18 protein-coding genes and 1 pseudogene are annotated in these 16,765 nt (G+C 65.4%); 13 read left to right on the forward strand and 6 right to left on the reverse strand.

Annotated elements, in window-relative coordinates; all coding sequences use genetic code 11:
• Positions 1-150: 150 nt before the first annotated feature.
• The 4 genes from rplI to XBLMG947_RS04345 all read right to left on the reverse strand — a co-directional run bounded on the left by rplI (position 151) and on the right by XBLMG947_RS04345 (position 2,126).
• Positions 151-600, reverse strand: coding sequence for a 50S ribosomal protein L9 (gene rplI, locus XBLMG947_RS04330; protein WP_065466553.1), 450 nt, complete (start codon positions 598-600; stop codon positions 151-153).
• 196 nt (positions 601-796) lie between these two features.
• Complete coding sequence (gene rpsR, locus XBLMG947_RS04335; RefSeq protein WP_005991243.1) at positions 797-1,027, reverse strand: 30S ribosomal protein S18; 231 nt, start codon at positions 1,025-1,027, stop codon at positions 797-799.
• An 11-nt stretch (positions 1,028-1,038) separates the two neighbouring features.
• The gene (gene rpsF / locus XBLMG947_RS04340; protein WP_005991245.1) at positions 1,039-1,470 is read right to left on the reverse strand and encodes a 30S ribosomal protein S6; all 432 of its coding nucleotides are present in this window, start codon (positions 1,468-1,470) and stop codon (positions 1,039-1,041) included.
• Positions 1,471-1,787: 317 nt separating this feature from the next.
• Positions 1,788-2,126, reverse strand: coding sequence for a HesB/IscA family protein (locus tag XBLMG947_RS04345; RefSeq protein ID WP_065466554.1), 339 nt, complete (start codon positions 2,124-2,126; stop codon positions 1,788-1,790).
• A gap of 204 nt (positions 2,127-2,330) precedes the next feature.
• Here XBLMG947_RS04345 and asnS point away from each other — a divergent pair, with 204 nt between their 5' ends.
• From asnS to XBLMG947_RS04410, 13 genes and pseudogenes are all read left to right on the forward strand, one after another.
• Positions 2,331-3,725, forward strand: coding sequence for an asparagine--tRNA ligase (gene asnS, locus XBLMG947_RS04350; RefSeq protein ID WP_065466555.1), 1,395 nt, complete (start codon positions 2,331-2,333; stop codon positions 3,723-3,725).
• Positions 3,726-3,750: 25 nt separating this feature from the next.
• Entirely contained in the window at positions 3,751-3,984 is a 234-nt protein-coding gene (locus XBLMG947_RS04355; protein ID WP_425479246.1) for a hypothetical protein, read from the forward strand.
• Positions 3,981-4,286 (forward strand): hypothetical protein, encoded by a 306-nt coding sequence (locus tag XBLMG947_RS04360; RefSeq protein WP_065466556.1) that lies wholly within the window; start codon positions 3,981-3,983, stop codon positions 4,284-4,286. The genes XBLMG947_RS04355 and XBLMG947_RS04360 overlap by 4 nt, the downstream gene beginning before the upstream one ends.
• On the forward strand, positions 4,283-4,609 hold the full coding sequence (locus XBLMG947_RS04365) for a hypothetical protein (RefSeq protein ID WP_065466557.1): 327 nt from the start codon (positions 4,283-4,285) through the stop codon (positions 4,607-4,609). The genes XBLMG947_RS04360 and XBLMG947_RS04365 overlap by 4 nt, the downstream gene beginning before the upstream one ends.
• 1 nt (position 4,610) lies before the next feature.
• Positions 4,611-5,168, forward strand: a pseudogene (locus tag XBLMG947_RS04370) (FMN-binding negative transcriptional regulator); the annotation flags it as partial.
• A 105-nt stretch (positions 5,169-5,273) separates the two neighbouring features.
• Entirely contained in the window at positions 5,274-5,936 is a 663-nt protein-coding gene (gene can / locus XBLMG947_RS04375) for a carbonate dehydratase (protein ID WP_065466559.1), read from the forward strand.
• A gap of 86 nt (positions 5,937-6,022) precedes the next feature.
• A complete protein-coding gene (locus XBLMG947_RS04380) occupies positions 6,023-6,553 on the forward strand; it encodes a 3-hydroxyanthranilate 3,4-dioxygenase (RefSeq protein ID WP_065466560.1) in 531 nt (176 codons plus the stop codon).
• Between the two features lie 60 nt (positions 6,554-6,613).
• Positions 6,614-8,743, forward strand: coding sequence for an FUSC family protein (locus XBLMG947_RS04385; RefSeq protein ID WP_065466561.1), 2,130 nt, complete (start codon positions 6,614-6,616; stop codon positions 8,741-8,743).
• A gap of 33 nt (positions 8,744-8,776) precedes the next feature.
• On the forward strand, positions 8,777-10,048 hold the full coding sequence (gene kynU / locus XBLMG947_RS04390; protein WP_065466562.1) for a kynureninase: 1,272 nt from the start codon (positions 8,777-8,779) through the stop codon (positions 10,046-10,048).
• Positions 10,049-10,220: 172 nt separating this feature from the next.
• Positions 10,221-11,588 carry an FAD-dependent oxidoreductase gene (locus XBLMG947_RS04395; protein ID WP_065466563.1) on the forward strand — a complete coding sequence of 456 codons (1,368 nt, stop codon included), beginning with the start codon at positions 10,221-10,223 and terminating at the stop codon, positions 11,586-11,588.
• Between the two features lie 339 nt (positions 11,589-11,927).
• Positions 11,928-13,373 carry an exodeoxyribonuclease I gene (gene sbcB, locus XBLMG947_RS04400; protein WP_065466564.1) on the forward strand — a complete coding sequence of 482 codons (1,446 nt, stop codon included), beginning with the start codon at positions 11,928-11,930 and terminating at the stop codon, positions 13,371-13,373.
• Positions 13,370-14,056: a DUF2461 domain-containing protein gene (locus tag XBLMG947_RS04405; RefSeq protein WP_065466565.1), complete on the forward strand. Its 687-nt coding sequence runs from the start codon at positions 13,370-13,372 to the stop codon at positions 14,054-14,056. Before sbcB ends, XBLMG947_RS04405 begins: the two co-directional genes overlap by 4 nt.
• A gap of 97 nt (positions 14,057-14,153) precedes the next feature.
• Positions 14,154-14,720: a DUF2939 domain-containing protein gene (locus XBLMG947_RS04410; protein WP_065466566.1), complete on the forward strand. Its 567-nt coding sequence runs from the start codon at positions 14,154-14,156 to the stop codon at positions 14,718-14,720.
• A 253-nt stretch (positions 14,721-14,973) separates the two neighbouring features.
• On the opposite strand, the gene XBLMG947_RS04415 is transcribed toward XBLMG947_RS04410, so the two are convergent.
• Both XBLMG947_RS04415 and XBLMG947_RS04420 read right to left on the reverse strand, forming a co-directional pair.
• A complete protein-coding gene (locus XBLMG947_RS04415) occupies positions 14,974-15,717 on the reverse strand; it encodes a spermine/spermidine synthase domain-containing protein (protein WP_065466567.1) in 744 nt (247 codons plus the stop codon).
• Complete coding sequence (locus XBLMG947_RS04420; protein WP_065466568.1) at positions 15,714-16,679, reverse strand: 5'-nucleotidase; 966 nt, start codon at positions 16,677-16,679, stop codon at positions 15,714-15,716. The genes XBLMG947_RS04415 and XBLMG947_RS04420 overlap by 4 nt, the downstream gene beginning before the upstream one ends.
• Positions 16,680-16,765 lie beyond the last annotated feature (86 nt).

Raw genomic sequence — 16,765 nt, forward strand, 5'->3', positions numbered from 1 at the left:
CCGGCCCCTAAGCCCTTGATCGGCAAGATCTGCAGGCCGTGGAACCGGCAATGGGGCATGAGTATAACGGGCATGCCAGCACTGGCGGCGGCGCCCAAAAAACGAAGGGCGCCTAACAAGGCGCCCTTCGGAGACCGCATACGGCTTGGATCAGGCGTCGGATTCGACGATGACCTTGACCGTGGTTTCCACGTCTGCGTGCAGGTGCAGCACAACATCGTACTCGCCGATATTGCGGAATGCGCCTTCGCCCAGGATCACTTCGCTCTTTTCCAGCGGCAGGCCGGCGGCGGTGAACGCCTCGGCGATGTCGCGCGGGCCAACCGAACCGTACAGCTTGCCTTCGGTCGACGCGTGCGCGCCGATGGTGACGCTGGCACCTTCGAACTTGGTGGCGCGGCTCTGCGCATCGGCCAGGATGGTGTTGGCCTTGGCTTCGTACTCGGCGCGCTTGGTTTCGAACGCTTCGACGTTGGCAGCGGTGGCCGGCACGGCCTTGCCCTGCGGCACGAGGAAGTTGCGGCCGTAACCCGGCTTGACGCTGACCTTGTCGCCAAGGTTGCCCAGGTTGGTCACTTTCTGCAGAAGAATCAGATCCATGGTGGTACTCCGTTATTCGTTAGCGCCGGCATGTGGGCTGGCGCAACGGGTGCTGTCCGAAAAGACGGGATTCGGGAATCGGGATTTGGGAATCGCAAAAGCACGATCAACACCGCATCTCGAATCACCAGGCGTCTATCTGTTAATTACCCGCACATGGATGTGCGGGCTTTTGTGAGGGACTCACATCAACGACTTAAACGTCGTGATTGTCCGTGTACGGGATCAGCGCCAGGAAACGCGAGCGCTTGACGGCCGTGGCCAGCTGACGCTGGTACTTGGACTTGGTACCGGTCACGCGGCTCGGCACGATCTTGCCGTTCTCGGTGAGGTACTGACGCAGGGTGTTGAGATCCTTGTAATCGATCTCTTTGACGCCTTCGGCGGTGAACTTGCAGAACTTGCGGCGACGGAAGAACTTGGACATGACAGCGCTCCTTAAGCGGCTTCGGCGTTGTCGCCGTCGGTATCGGTGGCAGCGGGGGCATCGCCCTCTTCATCGTCACGACGACGACGCTCGCTACGCTCGGGCTTGTCGCCCTTCTCGTCCTTGCTCTTCATGATCAGCGACTGCTCGGTATCCGGGCCATCGCGCTTGACGACCAGGTGACGCAGCACCGCATCGTTGAAGCGGAAGCTTTCCACCAGCTCGCTCAGCACGGCCTGGTCGACTTCGATGTTGAGCAGCACGTAGTGCGCCTTCACCAGGTTCTGGATCGGATAGGCCAGCTGACGACGGCCCCAGTCTTCCAGACGGTGGATAGTGCCGTTACCGCCCTCGATCAGCGACTTGTAGCGCTCGATCATGGCCGGGACCTGCTCGCTCTGGTCCGGATGGACCAGGAACACGACTTCGTAGTGACGACTCATGTTGTTTTACCTTTCGGATGTGGCCACGTGGGCCGGACAGCTCCCCGGAAGTCCGCGCAAGCGGCCGGTGGAGCAAGGGCTCCCGCCCGAGATCCGGACAGGTAGCAGGAAAGTATGGCAGTTGAAGTGCTTAGCCGCAACCGGCCGTCCAGCAAGGACGTTGTAAAGCCCCTCTCCCGCCGGGAGAGGGGTTGGGGTGAGGGTACGGGACGAAGCCTCTTGCGTCGTTCAACTCCAAGAGGCTTCGCCCCCGTCCCCTCATCCGCCCTTCGGGCACCTTCCCCCGCAGTGAAAAGGGATAGCGCGCGCCGGCCGGCTCAGCGATGCTCGGCTTCGGTCGTAAAACTCTCCCCGCAGCCGCACTCGGCGGTCGCGTTGGGATTGCTGAAGGTGAACGTCTCGCTGAGGCCGTGCTTGCCGAAGTCGATGCAGGTGCCGTCCACCAACGGCAGGCTGGTGGGGTCGACGAAGATGCGTACCCCGCCCTGCTCGAACACCGCATCGTCGTCGCGCTTCTCGCGCGCCAGGTCGGTGATGTGACCCCAACCGGAGCAACCGGTCTTGGTCACGCCAAAGCGCAGGCCCAACGCACCCGGGGTCTGCTGCACGAAACGCTGCACGCGCTCCAGCGCGGCGGGGGTGAGGCTGACGGCCATGAGGGCACTCCAAGACAGTGGTGACAAGTATAGCGAGACCGCACCGACCAGGCAGAACGCTTGGCGGCGACGTCTGCGACAGATGGGGGCGGTGCGCGGCTGCGACAAGCGCAGTGGTCGGCAAGCCGTTCAGGCGCTCGCGCCGGCGCGGTCGCAGCCAGTAAACTCGCAGGTCATTCAAGGTCGCAACGGCGGGGAAAAGTCATGACGGTGGTCAGCGTTGAACATGCGCTTGCGGGGAAGCTCCCCGAAGGCGGCGAAGTCACGGTACGGGGGTGGGTGCGCACGCTGCGCGGATCTGCCGGACTGGCCTTCATCAACGTGACCGACGGTTCCTGCTTCGCTCCGATCCAGGTGGTGGCCAACGACACGCTGCCCAATTTCGACGAAATCAAGCGCCTGACCAGCGGCTGCTCGCTGATCGCCAAGGGCGTGCTGGTGAAGTCGCAGGGCAAGGGCCAGTCGTTCGAGATCCAGGCCAGCGGCGTGGAGGTCGTCGGCTGGGTCGAAGATCCGCTGACCTACCCGATCCAGCCCAAGCCGATGACGCCGGAGTTCCTGCGCGAAGTGGCGCACCTGCGCCCGCGCACCAATCTGTTCGGCGCGGTCACCCGCATCCGCAATTGCCTGGCGCAGGCGGTGCACCGCTTCTTCCACCAGAACGGCTTCAACTGGATCAGCACGCCGATCATCACCACCTCCGACGCCGAGGGCGCCGGGCAGATGTTCCGCGTTTCCACGCTGGACATGGTCAACCTGCCACGCGATGCCAGCGGCAATGTGGATTTCAGCCGCGACTTCTTCGGCAAGGAAACCTTCCTCACCGTATCCGGCCAGCTCAACGTGGAGGCGTACTGCCTGGCGCTGAGCAAGGTCTACACCTTCGGCCCAACCTTCCGCGCCGAAAACAGCCACACCACGCGCCACCTGGCCGAGTTCTGGATGATCGAGCCGGAGATCGCCTTCGCCGACCTGGCCGAGGACGCGCGCCTGGCCGAGCAGTTCCTCAAGTACCTGTTCCGCGCGGTGCTGGACGAACGTAGCGACGATCTGGCGTTCCTGGCCGAGCGTGTGGACAAGAACGCGATCAGCAAGCTGGAAGCCTTCATCAATGCGCCGTTCGAGCAGATCGACTACACCGATGCGGTGAAGCTGCTGCAGAACTCCGGCAAGACGTTCGATTTCCCGGTCGAATGGGGCCTGGACCTGCAGACCGAGCACGAACGCTGGCTCACCGAGGAACACATCGGCCGCCCGGTGGTGGTCACCAACTATCCCGAGCACATCAAGGCGTTCTACATGCGCCTGAACGACGACGGCAAGACCGTCGCGGCGATGGACGTGCTGGCGCCGGGCATCGGCGAGATCATCGGCGGCAGCCAGCGCGAAGAGCGCCTGGACGTGCTGGATGCGCGCATGGCGCAGTTCGGGCTGGATAAGGATCACTACAGCTGGTACCGCGATTTCCGTCGCTACGGCTCGGTGCCGCATGCCGGCTTCGGTCTGGGCTTCGAGCGCCTGGTGGTCTATGTGTGCGGGCTGAGCAATATCCGCGACGCCATCCCCTACCCGCGCGCGCCGGGCAGCGCGGAATTCTGAGGTGAGCCCGGCGGCGGCCGTCTCCATGCTGCAATCGCTGGCCTTCGGGCTGGCGGCGATCATGGGCGGGCTGACAGCGATACGTAGCGCGTTGCTGGCGCGGCTGGCGTCGCGCCAGCTAGACCCGCAACGCTGGTGGCAGACCAGCACCGCGCGTGCCGCAACCAGGCATGCCGTGGCTCCGATGCGTTGGACCATTGCAGCACTGGTCATCGGCGCGGCACTCCCGAAACTTTCCCTGATGCTGGCGGCCGCATGACTCTGTTCTTCGCCCTGTGCTTCGTCGGCGTGGCCGTCGCAGGTTTGACCGCACTGCTGATCTTCTGGCCACTGACCCTGGTACACATGCGCGACCGCCATCCGGAGGCGTTGGCCAGCTTCGGCGACCCGGCCTTCATCAGCCCCGTGGCGTTGCGCTGGTTGCTGGCGCGCCGTTACCGCAGCTACCGCGACAGTGCGCTGTCCGGGTTGGCCACGCCCGCCTGGCTCTCGCTGCTCACCCTCTTTTTCGGCCTGGGCATGGCGGCCCTGCTCGGGCTGCTTTCCAAGGCAATGCAATGAACACGCACGAAGACACTGTGCAGGGCGCACACGACTCCTGGTGGCTGGCCACGATCGGCCGCACGCTGATCTGGGCCCGCCTGCGCGTCAACGAAGCCGGCACCGCCGAAGTGCTGGACAGCGATGGCAAGACGCTGCCCTACGACAGCGAAGACAGCGCACGAGCGGCCTTGTTCGACGCCGAATTCGTGGCACTGGACGGACTGGACGAAGAGGACGCGCTGGTCCGCGGCTTTTCGCTGCATGACGTCTCGCCGCCGCAAGGCGACGACGATGCCGAGTTGCGCGCACGCATGGTCGTGAACATGGGCGGGCGCGCCTGATATGGATGCCCCGCGCGCGTTCGCGCAGACCGATCTGGCCTTGCTGGACTGGCTGTTCGCACGCGATGCGTTTATCACGCTGATCAGCCAGGGCGAGGATGGCCATCCGGCGATCTCGCACCTGCCGGTGCTGTATCGACGCACTGGGCAGGACATCGTCATCGAAGGCCATTGGGCACGCCCTAATCCACAGGCGCGCAGCCCTGGCGATGCGGTGATCGTGCTGCAGGGGCCGCACGCCTACGTCTCGCCGATCTGGTATCCGGACAAGGAAGCGGCCGCACGCGTGCCCACCTGGAACTACGCTGTCGCGCACCTGCATGGCCGCTGCAACCAGGTGAGCGATGAAGCCGCGCTGGGTGCCTTGATCGAGCGCATGAGCGCGCATTTCGAACAGCGCGTGGGCAGCGATTGGCAGTTCGACATGGAGCGCGACAGTCATCGCCGGCAATTGCGTGAGCTGGTCGGCTTCCGCTTCGTTCCAAGCCGCATCGAATTGACCTTCAAGCTGAGTCAGAACCACCCGGCCGGCACTATCGCCGCAGTGAGCGATGCATTGCGTGCACGCGATGGCGCAGCCTGAGCCCGGCGCACCGATCTTTTTTTGCACCACGGCTTATGGCGTGTGTGTCCTTACCTCCCTCGTCCCTGGAAAACTGCGCGCATGAACGAACTCAACCATTTACTTGAAAACAACCGTGCATGGTCCGAGCGCATCCACCGCGAAGACCCCGAGTTCTTTGCCAAGCTATCGACCCAGCAGACCCCGGAATATCTGTGGATCGGTTGCTCCGATTCACGCGTGCCGGCCAATCAGATCATCGACATGGCGCCGGGCGAAGTCTTCGTGCATCGCAATATCGCCAACGTGGTGGTGCATACCGACTTGAATTGCCTGTCGGTGATCCAGTTCGCGGTGGACGTGCTCAAGGTCAAACATGTGCTGGTGGTTGGCCATTACGGCTGCGGCGGCGTGTTCGCCAGCCTGACCCAGAAGCGCATGGGCCTGGTCGACAACTGGATCCGGCATGTCACCGACGTGGCCGACAAACACCAAGCCTGCCTGCACGACGCCGGCGATCTGCCGGTACAGCACGCACGTCTGTGCGAATTAAATGTGCTCGAACAGGTCGTCAACGTGTGCCGCACCACCATCGTGCACGATGCCTGGGAGCGCGGTCAGGAATTGTGCGTGCATGGCTGGGTCTACAGCCTGCGCGATGGCCGCGCCCACGACCTGGGTATGTCGATCAATCGCCCCGAACTGCTGCAGGAACGCTACGACGCAGCGCTGGCTCAGATTCAGGCCGACCACGCCGAACGCTGAGTCGCGGCCACACGCGCGGGCTGCCGCGGCGCCAATCGGCGCCGCCGGTTGGCTATGCTGGACACCTTCTCTGCCGAGCGACGTCGATGCTGATCCCGCCGATCAACCTGCATGCCTGGATCGAGGAACACCGCCACCTGCTCAAGCCGCCGGTGGGCAACAAGTGCATCCAGCAGGATGGCTTCATCATCATGATTGTCGGTGGGCCGAACGCGCGCACCGACTATCACTACGACGAAGGCCCGGAGTGGTTCTTCCAGCTCGAAGGCGAGATGGTCCTGAAGGTCCAGGACGACGGCGTGGCGCGCGACATCCCGATCCGCGCCGGCGAGATCTTCCTGCTGCCGCCGAAAGTGCCGCATTCGCCACAGCGCACCGCCGGTTCGATCGGCCTGGTCATCGAACGCGAGCGCCTCCCGCACGAGCAGGATGGGCTGCAGTGGTACTGCCCGCAGTGCAATCACAAACTGTATGAGGCGATGTTTCCGCTAACCAATATCGAAACGGACTTCCCGCCGGTGTTCGATCGCTTTTATCGCTCGCTGGCGCTGCGTACCTGCACGCAATGCGGGCATCTGCATCCTGCACCGGAGCGCTATGCTGCTGTCGAGGCCTGAGTCGCACGGGTGCCCGGGCATCGGGCGCACACGCCGGACGAACCCAAGCGAGCGCGCACCATGCTGCGCGCACTGATCGACCTCAAACCACGCGATGTGCCCTTGCGCGTCGCGCTGCGCAACACCGCTGCAGTGGTCTTGCCGCTGGCGATCGGCGTGGCGACCGGACATGTCGCCGCGGGCCTGGCGCTGTGCACTGGTGCGCTCAACACCCTGTTTTCCGACCAGCCGGGGCCGTATCGCGCGCGCCTGCAACGCATGCTGATGGCAGCGCTGGCGGCCGGCCTGGCCGCATTGCTCGGCATCTGGGTCGGCCACAGCACGCCGGCACTGATGCTGGCCGGGCTGCTGCTCGGCCTGGGCGGCGGCTTGCTGGTGGCGCTCGGGCCGGTGGCAGCGCGGGTCGGCCTGACCAGCATGATCCTGCTGGTGGTCAGCGCCGATATGCGGCTGCCGGTCGACCAGGCGCCCGGCGTGGCGGCGTTGATCTTCGCCGGCGGACTGCTGCAGGTGGTGCTGGCGCTGGCGGCCTGGCCGCTGCAGCGCTATCGCCCCGAGCGCTTCGCATTGGCGGAATTGATGCGCCAGCTGGCCCGCATCGCGCGGCAACGCCCGGAAGCCAGCGCGGCACCGCCGGGAACGCAGGAAGTGCTGGATGCGATGGTGATGCTGCATGGCGAACATCGCTCGCGCGCGATTGCGGTACAGAGCTTTCGCATCATCGCCGAGTTGTGCGACCGCGTGCGGCTGGAGCTGCTGTCGCTGGCCGATGCCGATACGCGCCTGACCGACTCGCAGGCGCATCCGGCGATCGAACGCGTGCTCGAACGCAGCGCCATCGTGCTGGAACAGCTTGCGCACGCGATGACCGTGGGCGAAGACCCGGTGGCAGCCAACGCCTCGATGACCGGCTTCGACGATCTGGTCGGGGCATTGGCACAGTTTCAGCACGACAACGCCGACACCCGCGAGCGTCGGCTGGTGCGCGCCGCAGTGGCCCGCGCGCAAGGCCTGGGCGGCCAGCTGCGTGCGCTGGTGCGTAATGCGCACTGGGCCAGCAGCCGCGGCGAAATCCAGGCGCAACTGGCCGAAACGCGCCTGCCGGCAGCGCTGCGCCCTGCCGCGACCTGGGCCACCTTGCGGGCGAATCTGGACCTGTCGTCGGTGGCCTTCCGGCATGCCTTGCGTTGCGGCGTGTGCCTGGCATTGGCCATCGCCTTCCAGCGCTGGCAACAGATTCCGCACGGTTTCTGGATTCCGATGACCACCGCCATCGTGCTCAAGCCGGATTTCGGCGGCACCTTCAGCTTTGGCGCGTTACGCGTGGCCGGCACCTTCGTCGGACTGTTGCTGGCCACCTTGCTTGCGCATCTGGCCATGGACGGCGCCAGCATCCGCATGGTCTTGCTTGCGCTGTTTTGCCTCGGGTTTCGTTTGCTGACGCAGGTGAACTACGGCATCGGCGTGGCCTTTCTGACCGGCATGCTGGTGCTGTTGTTGTCGTTCGAAGGCGTGTCGCCTGGTGAAGCGGTCGGCGCACGCCTGCAGGCCACCGTGGCCGGCAGCGCACTGGCGCTGATCGCCTACGCGCTATGGCCCACCCGCGAACGTCGCCAGATTCGCGCCTCGCTGGCGCAATTGCTCAGCGCCTACCGCGACCATCTGTGCCATCTGTTGCTCGGCCAGATGGATAGCCTGAGCGACACCCGTGCAGCCGCACGCGTTGCACGTACCAATGCGCAGGCGTCGATCGAGCGTTTGCGTGGCGAACCGCGCAGCCGGCGCAACCTGCAGGAGCTCAAACTGGCCGAGTCGCTGCTGGCCAATGGCAACCGCCTGATCCGCGCCACCTTGGCGCTGGAAGCGGTGCTGCGCGATGGTCACCCGCTCCCCACACTCACGGCGTTGCCCGCCTTCGCGCAGCAGGCCGACGACGCGCTGTCCGCGGTGATCGACTCCCTGCGCAGCGGCGGCGTCCCTGCCGCGGCCACCTTGCGCAATGCCGAGCGGCAGCTGTCCGATGCGCTGGCCGCCCTGCCCGACAGTTCGCCAACGACTGCCGCGCTGGCCGACACCATCGACCGCATCACCGACAGCATCGGCACGCTCACGCACGTGTTGCGCCCTGCCCGACCGGCCTCGGCCGACACGCCAGCCGTGCATCACGGCGCGCACGGTGCCGGCAGGTAAACTGCCGCCCTGATCCATGTTGCGAGTCCGACGATGACCGACCTGCTATCCCGCGCCCATGCTGCTGCACTGGATGCGGCCGACCCGCTCCGCAACCTGCGCGATGCCTTCGTGTTCCCTCGGCATGGCGATGACGACCAGACCTATTTCGTCGGCCATTCGCTCGGCCTGCAGCCACGTGCGGCGCGCGCGATGGTGGACGAGGTGCTGGATCAATGGGGCGCGCTGGCAGTGGAAGGTCACTTCACCGGCCCGACCCAATGGCTGACCTACCACCAGCTGGTGCGCGCCGGGCTGGCACGCGTGGTCGGTGCGCAGCCAGGCGAAGTGGTGGCGATGAACACCCTCAGCGTCAATCTGCATCTGATGATGGCGAGCTTCTACCGCCCAACCGCAGAGCGCGGCGCGATCCTCATCGAAGCCGGCGCATTTCCGTCCGACCGTCATGCGGTGGAATCGCAGTTACGCCTGCACGGGCTGGATCCGGCCACGCAGTTGATCGAAGTTGAGGCCGATGAGCCCAATGGCACGATGTCGATGGCGGCCATTGCCGATGCCATCGCGCAGCACGGCCCGCGCCTGGCGTTGGTGCTGTGGCCGGGCATCCAGTACCGCACCGGCCAGGCCTTCGACCTGGCCGAGATCGTGCGGCTGGCGCACGCGCAGGGCGCTATGGTGGGCTTCGACCTGGCGCATGCGGTGGGCAATCTCCCGCTGACCCTGCACGACGACGGCGTGGATTTCGCGGTGTGGTGCCACTACAAATATCTCAACGCCGGCCCCGGCGCGGTGGGCGGTTGCTTCGTGCACGCGCGGCATGCCAACAGCGATCTGCCGCGCATGGCCGGCTGGTGGGGACATGAGCAGCAGACCCGCTTCCGCATGGACCCGCAGTTCGTGGCTTCGCCTGGCGCCGAAGGCTGGCAGCTGAGCAACCCACCGGTGCTTGCGCTGGCACCGCTACGCGCATCGCTGGCGTTGTTCGATGAAGCAGGGATGGCCGCGTTACGCACCAAGTCCGAACACCTCACCGGGCATCTGGAGCAGCTGATCCACACGCGCGTGCCGCAGCTGCTGCAGATCGTCACCCCGGCCGAACCGGCACGACGCGGTTGCCAGCTGTCGTTGCGGGTGGCTGGCGGACGCGCGCAGGGGCGCTCGCTGTTCGAGCATCTGCACGCAGCCGGCGTGCTCGGCGACTGGCGCGAACCGGACGTCATCCGCATTGCCCCGGTGCCGCTATACAACCGCTTCAGCGATCTGCACACCTTTGTGGAACAGGTGGAAGCCTGGGCGGCCACCTGAAAAGCGGCAGGCTGACTGCATTGCCACCAGACCACGCCTTAGATGCGCGGAATCGCCACGTGTCCACGTACACTCCGAGCCCTCTCAGCGCTGATGCGAGGGCGGCCGTCGTTGCCAGTCGCTGTCTTCCCCCTTTCGCCGGCGCTGTGTCCGGCTGCTGCCGGACATTGCATTGAGCCCAGTTTCTCCGCGTTCCCTGACCTTGATCGGCGCCGGTCTGGCCGGTTGCCTGCTGGCCATCCTGCTGTCGCGTCGCGGTTGGCAGATCACCGTGTACGAACGGCGTGGGGACCCACGCATCAAGGGCTACGAGTCCGGCCGTTCGATCAATCTGGCGCTGGCCGAACGCGGCCGGCATGCGCTGCGCCAGGCCGGCGCCGAAGACGCGGTGATGACCAAGGCGGTGATGATGCGCGGGCGCATGGTGCACCCGCTGGTTGGCGAACCCCAGCTGCAACGCTACGGGCGCGACGACAGCGAGGTGATCTGGTCGATCCACCGCGCCGCCTTGAATGTCGCGCTGCTCGATCTGGCCGAACAGGCCGGCGCACAGGTGCAGTTCTACCGCCGCCTGCATACGGTGGACTTCGACGCCGGCTATGCGCGCTTCATCGACGACCGTGACGACCAGCCGCACGAAATTCACTTCCAGAGTCTGATCGGCAGCGATGGTGCCGGCTCGGCGCTGCGCGCGGCGATGCAGCGCAAATCGCCGCTGGGCGAACGCACCGAATTCCTGGATCACTCATACAAGGAACTGGAAATTCCGCCATTGCCCGGCGGCGGGTTCCGCATCGAAGGCAACGCCCTCCATATCTGGCCGCGCGGGCGCTACATGTGCATCGCGCTGCCCAACGATGGCGGCACGTTCACCGTCACCCTATTTTTGCCTAACGCCGGCGAGCCGAGCTTCGCCACCACGCGTACCGGCGATGAAGCATTCGCCTTGTTCGCCCGCGATTTCCCGGATGCGTTGCCGCTGATTCCGCAACTCAAGGAACATTGGGAAGAGCATCCGCCTGGGCTGCTCGGCACCCTGACCCTGGACCGCTGGCATCTGGATGGCCGCGCGTTATTGATCGGCGACGCCGCACACGCAATGGTGCCCTTCCACGGCCAGGGCATGAATTGCGCGTTCGAAGATTGCGTGGCGCTGGCAGAGCAACTGGATGCCCACGGCGACCTGGCCAGCGCGTTCGCCGCGTTCGAGGCCGCACGCCGCGACGATGCAGCGGCGATCCAGCAGATGGCGCTGGAGAACTACCTGGAAATGCGCGACCGCGTGGGCGACGCCGACTTCCTGCTGCAGCGCGAACTCGAACAGCAACTGCAGGCGCGCTGGCCCACCCGCTTCGTGCCGCACTACACAATGGTGACCTTCCTGCGCACGCGCTATTCGATTGCGCTGGCGCGCAGCGATATCCAGCGCGAGATTCTGGTCGAGGCCACACGCGGGCATACCGACCTGTCGCGTATCGATTGGGCCGCGTTGGAAGCGGTGGTACACGCACGTCTGGGGCCACTGGAAGGCGCGCACTAAGAACGGCTGACAAACGATCTGCACTCACCGCCAGTCAGGCACCGCCGGTGCTGAGTGTGCTCAGGACCATTCGGACCCTCCGGTCCAGAGCGCGCCGTCCACATCCACCCGACGGCGGCTCACCACGGTGGAGTCGCCGCTCCAAGGTCATTCCAGCGTCTGCGCACTGCGCGCAAACGCTCGCGCTGCGCTCGCCAGCACATCCCGCACGCAGCCTGCACAGTAGGCGCCTGACCCAGCACATAACCACGCCTCAGCGAGCCGGTGCTGCGATGAGAGATACTAGCGGGCACCGGCAGCGCATACGCCGTGCGCTACGGACCTGGATCCAGTACCCGCATGCCTGAAAGCTTTCTTTTCTACGACCTGGAAACCTTCGGCCAGGACCCGCGCCGCACCCGTATCGCGCAGTTCGCCGCGGTGCGGACCGACGCGCAGCTGCGCGTGATCGAAGAGCCGATCAGCTTCTTCGTGCAACCGGCCGATGACCTGCTGCCCTCGCCCTACGCCACCATGGTCACCGGCATCACGCCGCAGCACGCGCTGCGCGAAGGCCTCACCGAGGCCGAGGCGTTCGCGCGCATCGCCGAGCAGATGAGCCGCCCGCAGACCTGCACGCTGGGCTACAACTCGATCCGCTTCGACGACGAATTCATCCGTTGCGGCCTGTTCCGCAATTTCTACGACCCCTACGAGCGCGAGTGGCGCGGCGGCAATTCGCGCTGGGACCTGCTGGATGTGTTGCGGCTGGTGCATGCACTGCGCCCGGACGGCATCGTCTGGCCGCAGCGCGAAGACGGTGCCACCTCGTTCAAGCTGGAACATCTGGCCAATGCCAACGATGTGCGCGAAGGCGATGCGCACGAAGCGCTGTCGGACGTGTACGCCACCATCGGCATGGCACGCAAATTTCGGCAGCATCAGCCCAAACTATGGGATTACGCGCTGCGCCTGCGCGACAAGCGCTTTGCCGCCACGTTGCTGGATGTCATCGCGATGCAGCCGGTGCTGCATATCTCGCAGCGTTATCCCGCCTCGCGCTTGTGCGCCGCGGCGGTGCTGCCGCTGACGCGCCATCCGCGCATCGATAGCCGCGTGATCGTGTTCGATCTGGAAGGCGATCCGGAAGTGCTGTTGCGGCTGAGCCCGGACGAGATCGCCGACCGGCTGTATATCCGCGCCGCCGATCTCCCAGAAGGCGAGCAGCGCATTCCACTGAAAGAGGTTCATCTGAACAAGTCGCCCGCGCTGGTGGCCTGGCAGCATCTGCGTGCTGCGGATTTTCAGCGCCTGGGCGTGGACCACGACGCGGTACTGGCCAAGGCGGCACGGTTGCGCGAATTGGGTCCTGAGCTCGCCGAAAAGGTGCGCCAGGTCTACGCCGGCGAGCGTGATGCGGCGGCAGCGACCAACGATGCCGATGCCTCGCTCTACGATGGATTCCTGGCGGAAGGCGACAAGCGTCTGCTCGCCCAGGTACGCGCCAGCGCGCCGTCCGAACTGGGCGCGCTGGAAGCACGCTTCCGGGATCCGCGCCTGATCGAGCTGCTGTTTCGCTACCGCGCACGCAACTGGCCGCAAACACTGTCGTTCGAGGAACAGGAGCGCTGGAACGTATATCGCCGCCAGCGCCTGCTCGAAGATCGCGGCCTGGGCGAAGTCACCCTGGAGCACTACCACGCGCAGATCGCGGATTTACGGCTTGCTCACCCGGACGATGCTACCAAACAAGCCCTACTCGACCAGCTCGCCGCCTGGGGTTTGGACCTCCAACGCACGCTATGACCACCTATTTTACCGATGCAAGTTTCAAGTTCCTGCGCGCCCTGGCCCGCCACAACGACAAGACCTGGTTCAACGACCATCGGCATCAGTACGAGGCGCATGTGCGCCAGCCGTTTCTGCAGCTGATTACCGATCTACAGCCGGCGCTGGCGCAGGTCAGCGAACACTATCGCGCCGATCCCAAGACCCAGGGCGGCTCGCTGTTCCGCATCTATCGCGATGCGCGGTTTTCCAACGACAAATCGCCGTACAAGAACTGGCAGGGGGCGCGCCTGTTTCATGAGCGCCGCCGCCAGATGCCGGCGCCATCGTTTTATATCCACCTGCAGCCAGGCGAAAGTTTTGTCGGTGCGGGTTTGTGGCATCCGGAGCCGGACACGCAACGCAAGCTCCGCCAGTTCATTTTCGACAACCCCGGCAGCTGGAAAGCCGCCGCGCACAACCCGAAACTGCTGCGCAAATTCACCCTGGACGACAGCGAAAAACTGGTGCGTGCGCCGCGTGGATTCCCGAACGATTTCGAGTTCATCGACGATCTCAAGCATCGCAACTGGGCGTATCTGCGTCATCTGGACGACAGCATCATGACCGGGCCGCGGCTGCGTCAGACCATCGAGGCGGACCTGGTGATTCTCGCCCCATTCGTGGATTACCTGTGCGCGGCGCTGGATCTGGAATTCTGATGACGCAGCTGTTGCGCGTCGCGTGCAGCACTGCGCCGGTCACGCACGCCGGTGTCGCGCCGCATCTTCCGCCGCCAACAGCCATGGAGTGCGCACGATGAAAAAGCGTTGGTTGCTGCTGCCGGTGCTGGCAATCGTGCTGTTGGCCGGGTATGTCGTTGCCGGGCCGTACCTGGCCATCCGCGGCATCAGCCAGGCGGTGGCCGATCGCGATTCCGGGCAGCTGGAGAGGCACGTGGATTTCCCCAGCCTGCGCGTCAACCTCAAGGCACAGCTGGACGATTATCTGGTCCGCCAGGCGGGCAGCAGCCTGCAATCGAGTCTGCTCGGTGGCTTCGCCTTACAGCTTGCCAGTGGCCTTGGCGGCGTCGGCGTGGACAGCTTGGTGACGCCGCTCGGCATCGGCGCGCTGCTGCAAGGCCACAGCGTCTGGAACCGCGTCACCGGCGACACCGTCAGCGCCGATACCTACGCCGCGCCGGCGCCCGCGCGGCCGCTGCAAGGCGCCGAACAGCGCTTCGAATCCACCCGCCGCTTTACCGCCACCACGCATACCGCCACCGGCGCGCCGGTGGTGTTCGTGCTGAGCCGACAAGGCTTGCGCTGGCGGCTGACCGATATCCGCCTGCCGTTGGCAGACACGCAGGCTGTGCGGGCACGCTAGCGACTTGCCGCGACGCGTGTGTGACGAATCGCAGCGCCGTCGATCGGGAATTACTAGGTTCCGGCGCGGCTGACAAGACGCGCTTCGGCGCACTTCCAGCCGGCATGTACCGCGACACATCGCAATGACATCCAGAGCGATGCAGCCTGCATTCCCAATCCACCGTGCTCGAATGATTGCGCATCCATCAGCGGCTTGGGAGCGCTGCGCCTGTTCGAGGCCCACGCGACTCAACGACGCACACGACACCGGCTCAGGAAAACCGCCAGGCGCGTTCCATCCACGCCGCTTGCAGCCGCAGCATCGCCGGTCGCAACTGCCGGCGTGCCGACCATGCCAGCCCAGCCAGTGCATCGTCCGGCGACCCCGGTGTGCGTCTACCGCTCCAGGCGAACGCCACCTGATTGCGCGGATCCTCCTCCGGCAAGACCAGGACCAGGCCGTCGAACAGCCCACGCAGGTGCGCCAACGGCTCGGCCAGCGGCACCTGAAAGAGATTGAATGCCAGCACCCCGTCCGGGGTCAGCGCAGCGCGACAATCGGCGTAGAACGCGGGCGTCCGCAGCGCCGCTGGAATGCCATCGGCGTCGTAGGCATCCAGGAGCAGAAGGTCGTAGCGTCCTGCGCGTGAGGTGACCCAGTCCGCGCCGTCGCCGTGGGTGACCTCCAGCCGCGCATCGTCCGGCGGCACACCGAATGCATCGCGCAACGCCAGCACCTGCGCATCGGCGTCCACCGCTTCGATGCGGGTGTTACGCAGATAACGGTGGCAAAACCTGGTCTGCGCACCGCCGCCAAAACCAATGATGCCGATACGCTGCGGGCACGGCTGCAACCACAGCGCGGCCAACATGGTGCGCGTGTATGGCAACACCAACCGATGCGGCGCCCAGCGCGACATCCGTGTCTGCACGGTATCCGCAACGAACCACAGTTCCCGCGTCCGCCAGTTCAGACGCAGCATGGCGTGTCCCGGCGTGCGCGGCGTGTCGCTCACGTCGGTGGCGGATCGTTGGCCACGCCGTGCGGCACATGGCCGGCGGCAACGTGCTGATGTTGGCGCGCACTGTCGATGTTGTGCTGCGAATCGTCGAAGAAGATATCCGCGCCAAACGCTTCCAGAAACGGCCCCTTATGGCGCCCGCCAAGAAACAGCGCCTCGTCCAGACGCACACCCCACTCGCGCAAGGTGCGGATCACCCGCTCGTGCGCCGGTGCCGAGCGCGCAGTGACCAGCGCGGTACGGATCGGCGAGGCCTCGCCGGGCGGAAATGCCGCCTGCAAGGTGTGCAGCGCGGACAGAAAATTGCGGAACGGCCCCACCGACAACGGCTCGCGCGCGCGTTCGCGCTCGTGACGCCCGAAGGCTTCCACGCCCTGCTCGCGCGAGATGCGTTCGCTCTCGTCGCCGAAGATCACCGCGTCGCCGTCGAAGGCGATACGCAACTGTGTGGACAAACGGGTTTCGTCGTTGTCCACGATGGCCGCGGCGGCCTCCGCGCGTTCACCGGGCGCGCGCGGCATGATGGTCGCTGCGGCAATGCCATGGCTCAGTGCGCGGCGCACGGATTCCGGATTGGCCGACAGAAACAGATCGGTACCGAATGGTTTCACATACGGCCAGGTCGGCTCGCCCGAGGTGAACGTGGCACGCACGATGCCCAGGTTGTAATGCTGGATCGAGTTGAAGATGCGCAGACCGGTATCGGCGGAATTGCGCGACAGCAGGATCACTTCCACACGCGGCGCGTCTTCAGGCACATCGTGATTGAGCGCCAGCAGCTTGCGCACCACCGGAAACGCCACGCCGGGCTGCAGGACGTCGTCCTCATGCTCGCGCTGGAACGCCGAATACGCCTCCACCCCATCGGCCTCGAACAACGCATGGCCTTCTTCAAGATCGAACAGGGCGCGCGAGGTCACCGCGACGGTCAATAATCTTGGGGAGTTGTCGGGCATTGGAGAGGCCGGGATTGGGGAGTGGGGAGTGGTTTGGAGCAGCGATCGGGACGATGAGATCAGGCGTTGTATGACGTGCGCCGCAT

The organism is Xanthomonas bromi, assembly GCF_900092025.1.
GTDB lineage: Bacteria > Pseudomonadota > Gammaproteobacteria > Xanthomonadales > Xanthomonadaceae > Xanthomonas > Xanthomonas bromi.

Bases quoted from the DNA above. Each gene is read 5' to 3' on its own strand.
- rplI (WP_065466553.1), bottom strand. From the start codon at position 600: ATGGATCTGATTCTTCTGCAGAAAGTGACCAACCTGGGCAACCTTGGC.
- rpsR (WP_005991243.1), bottom strand. From the start codon at position 1,027: ATGTCCAAGTTCTTCCGTCGCCGCAAGTTCTGCAAGTTCACCGCCGAA.
- rpsF (WP_005991245.1), bottom strand. From the start codon at position 1,470: ATGAGTCGTCACTACGAAGTCGTGTTCCTGGTCCATCCGGACCAGAGC.
- XBLMG947_RS04345 (WP_065466554.1), bottom strand. From the start codon at position 2,126: ATGGCCGTCAGCCTCACCCCCGCCGCGCTGGAGCGCGTGCAGCGTTTC.
- asnS (WP_065466555.1), top strand. From the start codon at position 2,331: ATGACGGTGGTCAGCGTTGAACATGCGCTTGCGGGGAAGCTCCCCGAA.
- XBLMG947_RS04355 (WP_425479246.1), top strand. From the start codon at position 3,751: ATGCTGCAATCGCTGGCCTTCGGGCTGGCGGCGATCATGGGCGGGCTG.
- XBLMG947_RS04360 (WP_065466556.1), top strand. From the start codon at position 3,981: ATGACTCTGTTCTTCGCCCTGTGCTTCGTCGGCGTGGCCGTCGCAGGT.
- XBLMG947_RS04365 (WP_065466557.1), top strand. From the start codon at position 4,283: ATGAACACGCACGAAGACACTGTGCAGGGCGCACACGACTCCTGGTGG.
- can (WP_065466559.1), top strand. From the start codon at position 5,274: ATGAACGAACTCAACCATTTACTTGAAAACAACCGTGCATGGTCCGAG.
- XBLMG947_RS04380 (WP_065466560.1), top strand. From the start codon at position 6,023: ATGCTGATCCCGCCGATCAACCTGCATGCCTGGATCGAGGAACACCGC.
- XBLMG947_RS04385 (WP_065466561.1), top strand. From the start codon at position 6,614: ATGCTGCGCGCACTGATCGACCTCAAACCACGCGATGTGCCCTTGCGC.
- kynU (WP_065466562.1), top strand. From the start codon at position 8,777: ATGACCGACCTGCTATCCCGCGCCCATGCTGCTGCACTGGATGCGGCC.
- sbcB (WP_065466564.1), top strand. From the start codon at position 11,928: ATGCCTGAAAGCTTTCTTTTCTACGACCTGGAAACCTTCGGCCAGGAC.
- XBLMG947_RS04405 (WP_065466565.1), top strand. From the start codon at position 13,370: ATGACCACCTATTTTACCGATGCAAGTTTCAAGTTCCTGCGCGCCCTG.
- XBLMG947_RS04410 (WP_065466566.1), top strand. From the start codon at position 14,154: ATGAAAAAGCGTTGGTTGCTGCTGCCGGTGCTGGCAATCGTGCTGTTG.
- XBLMG947_RS04420 (WP_065466568.1), bottom strand. From the start codon at position 16,679: ATGCCCGACAACTCCCCAAGATTATTGACCGTCGCGGTGACCTCGCGC.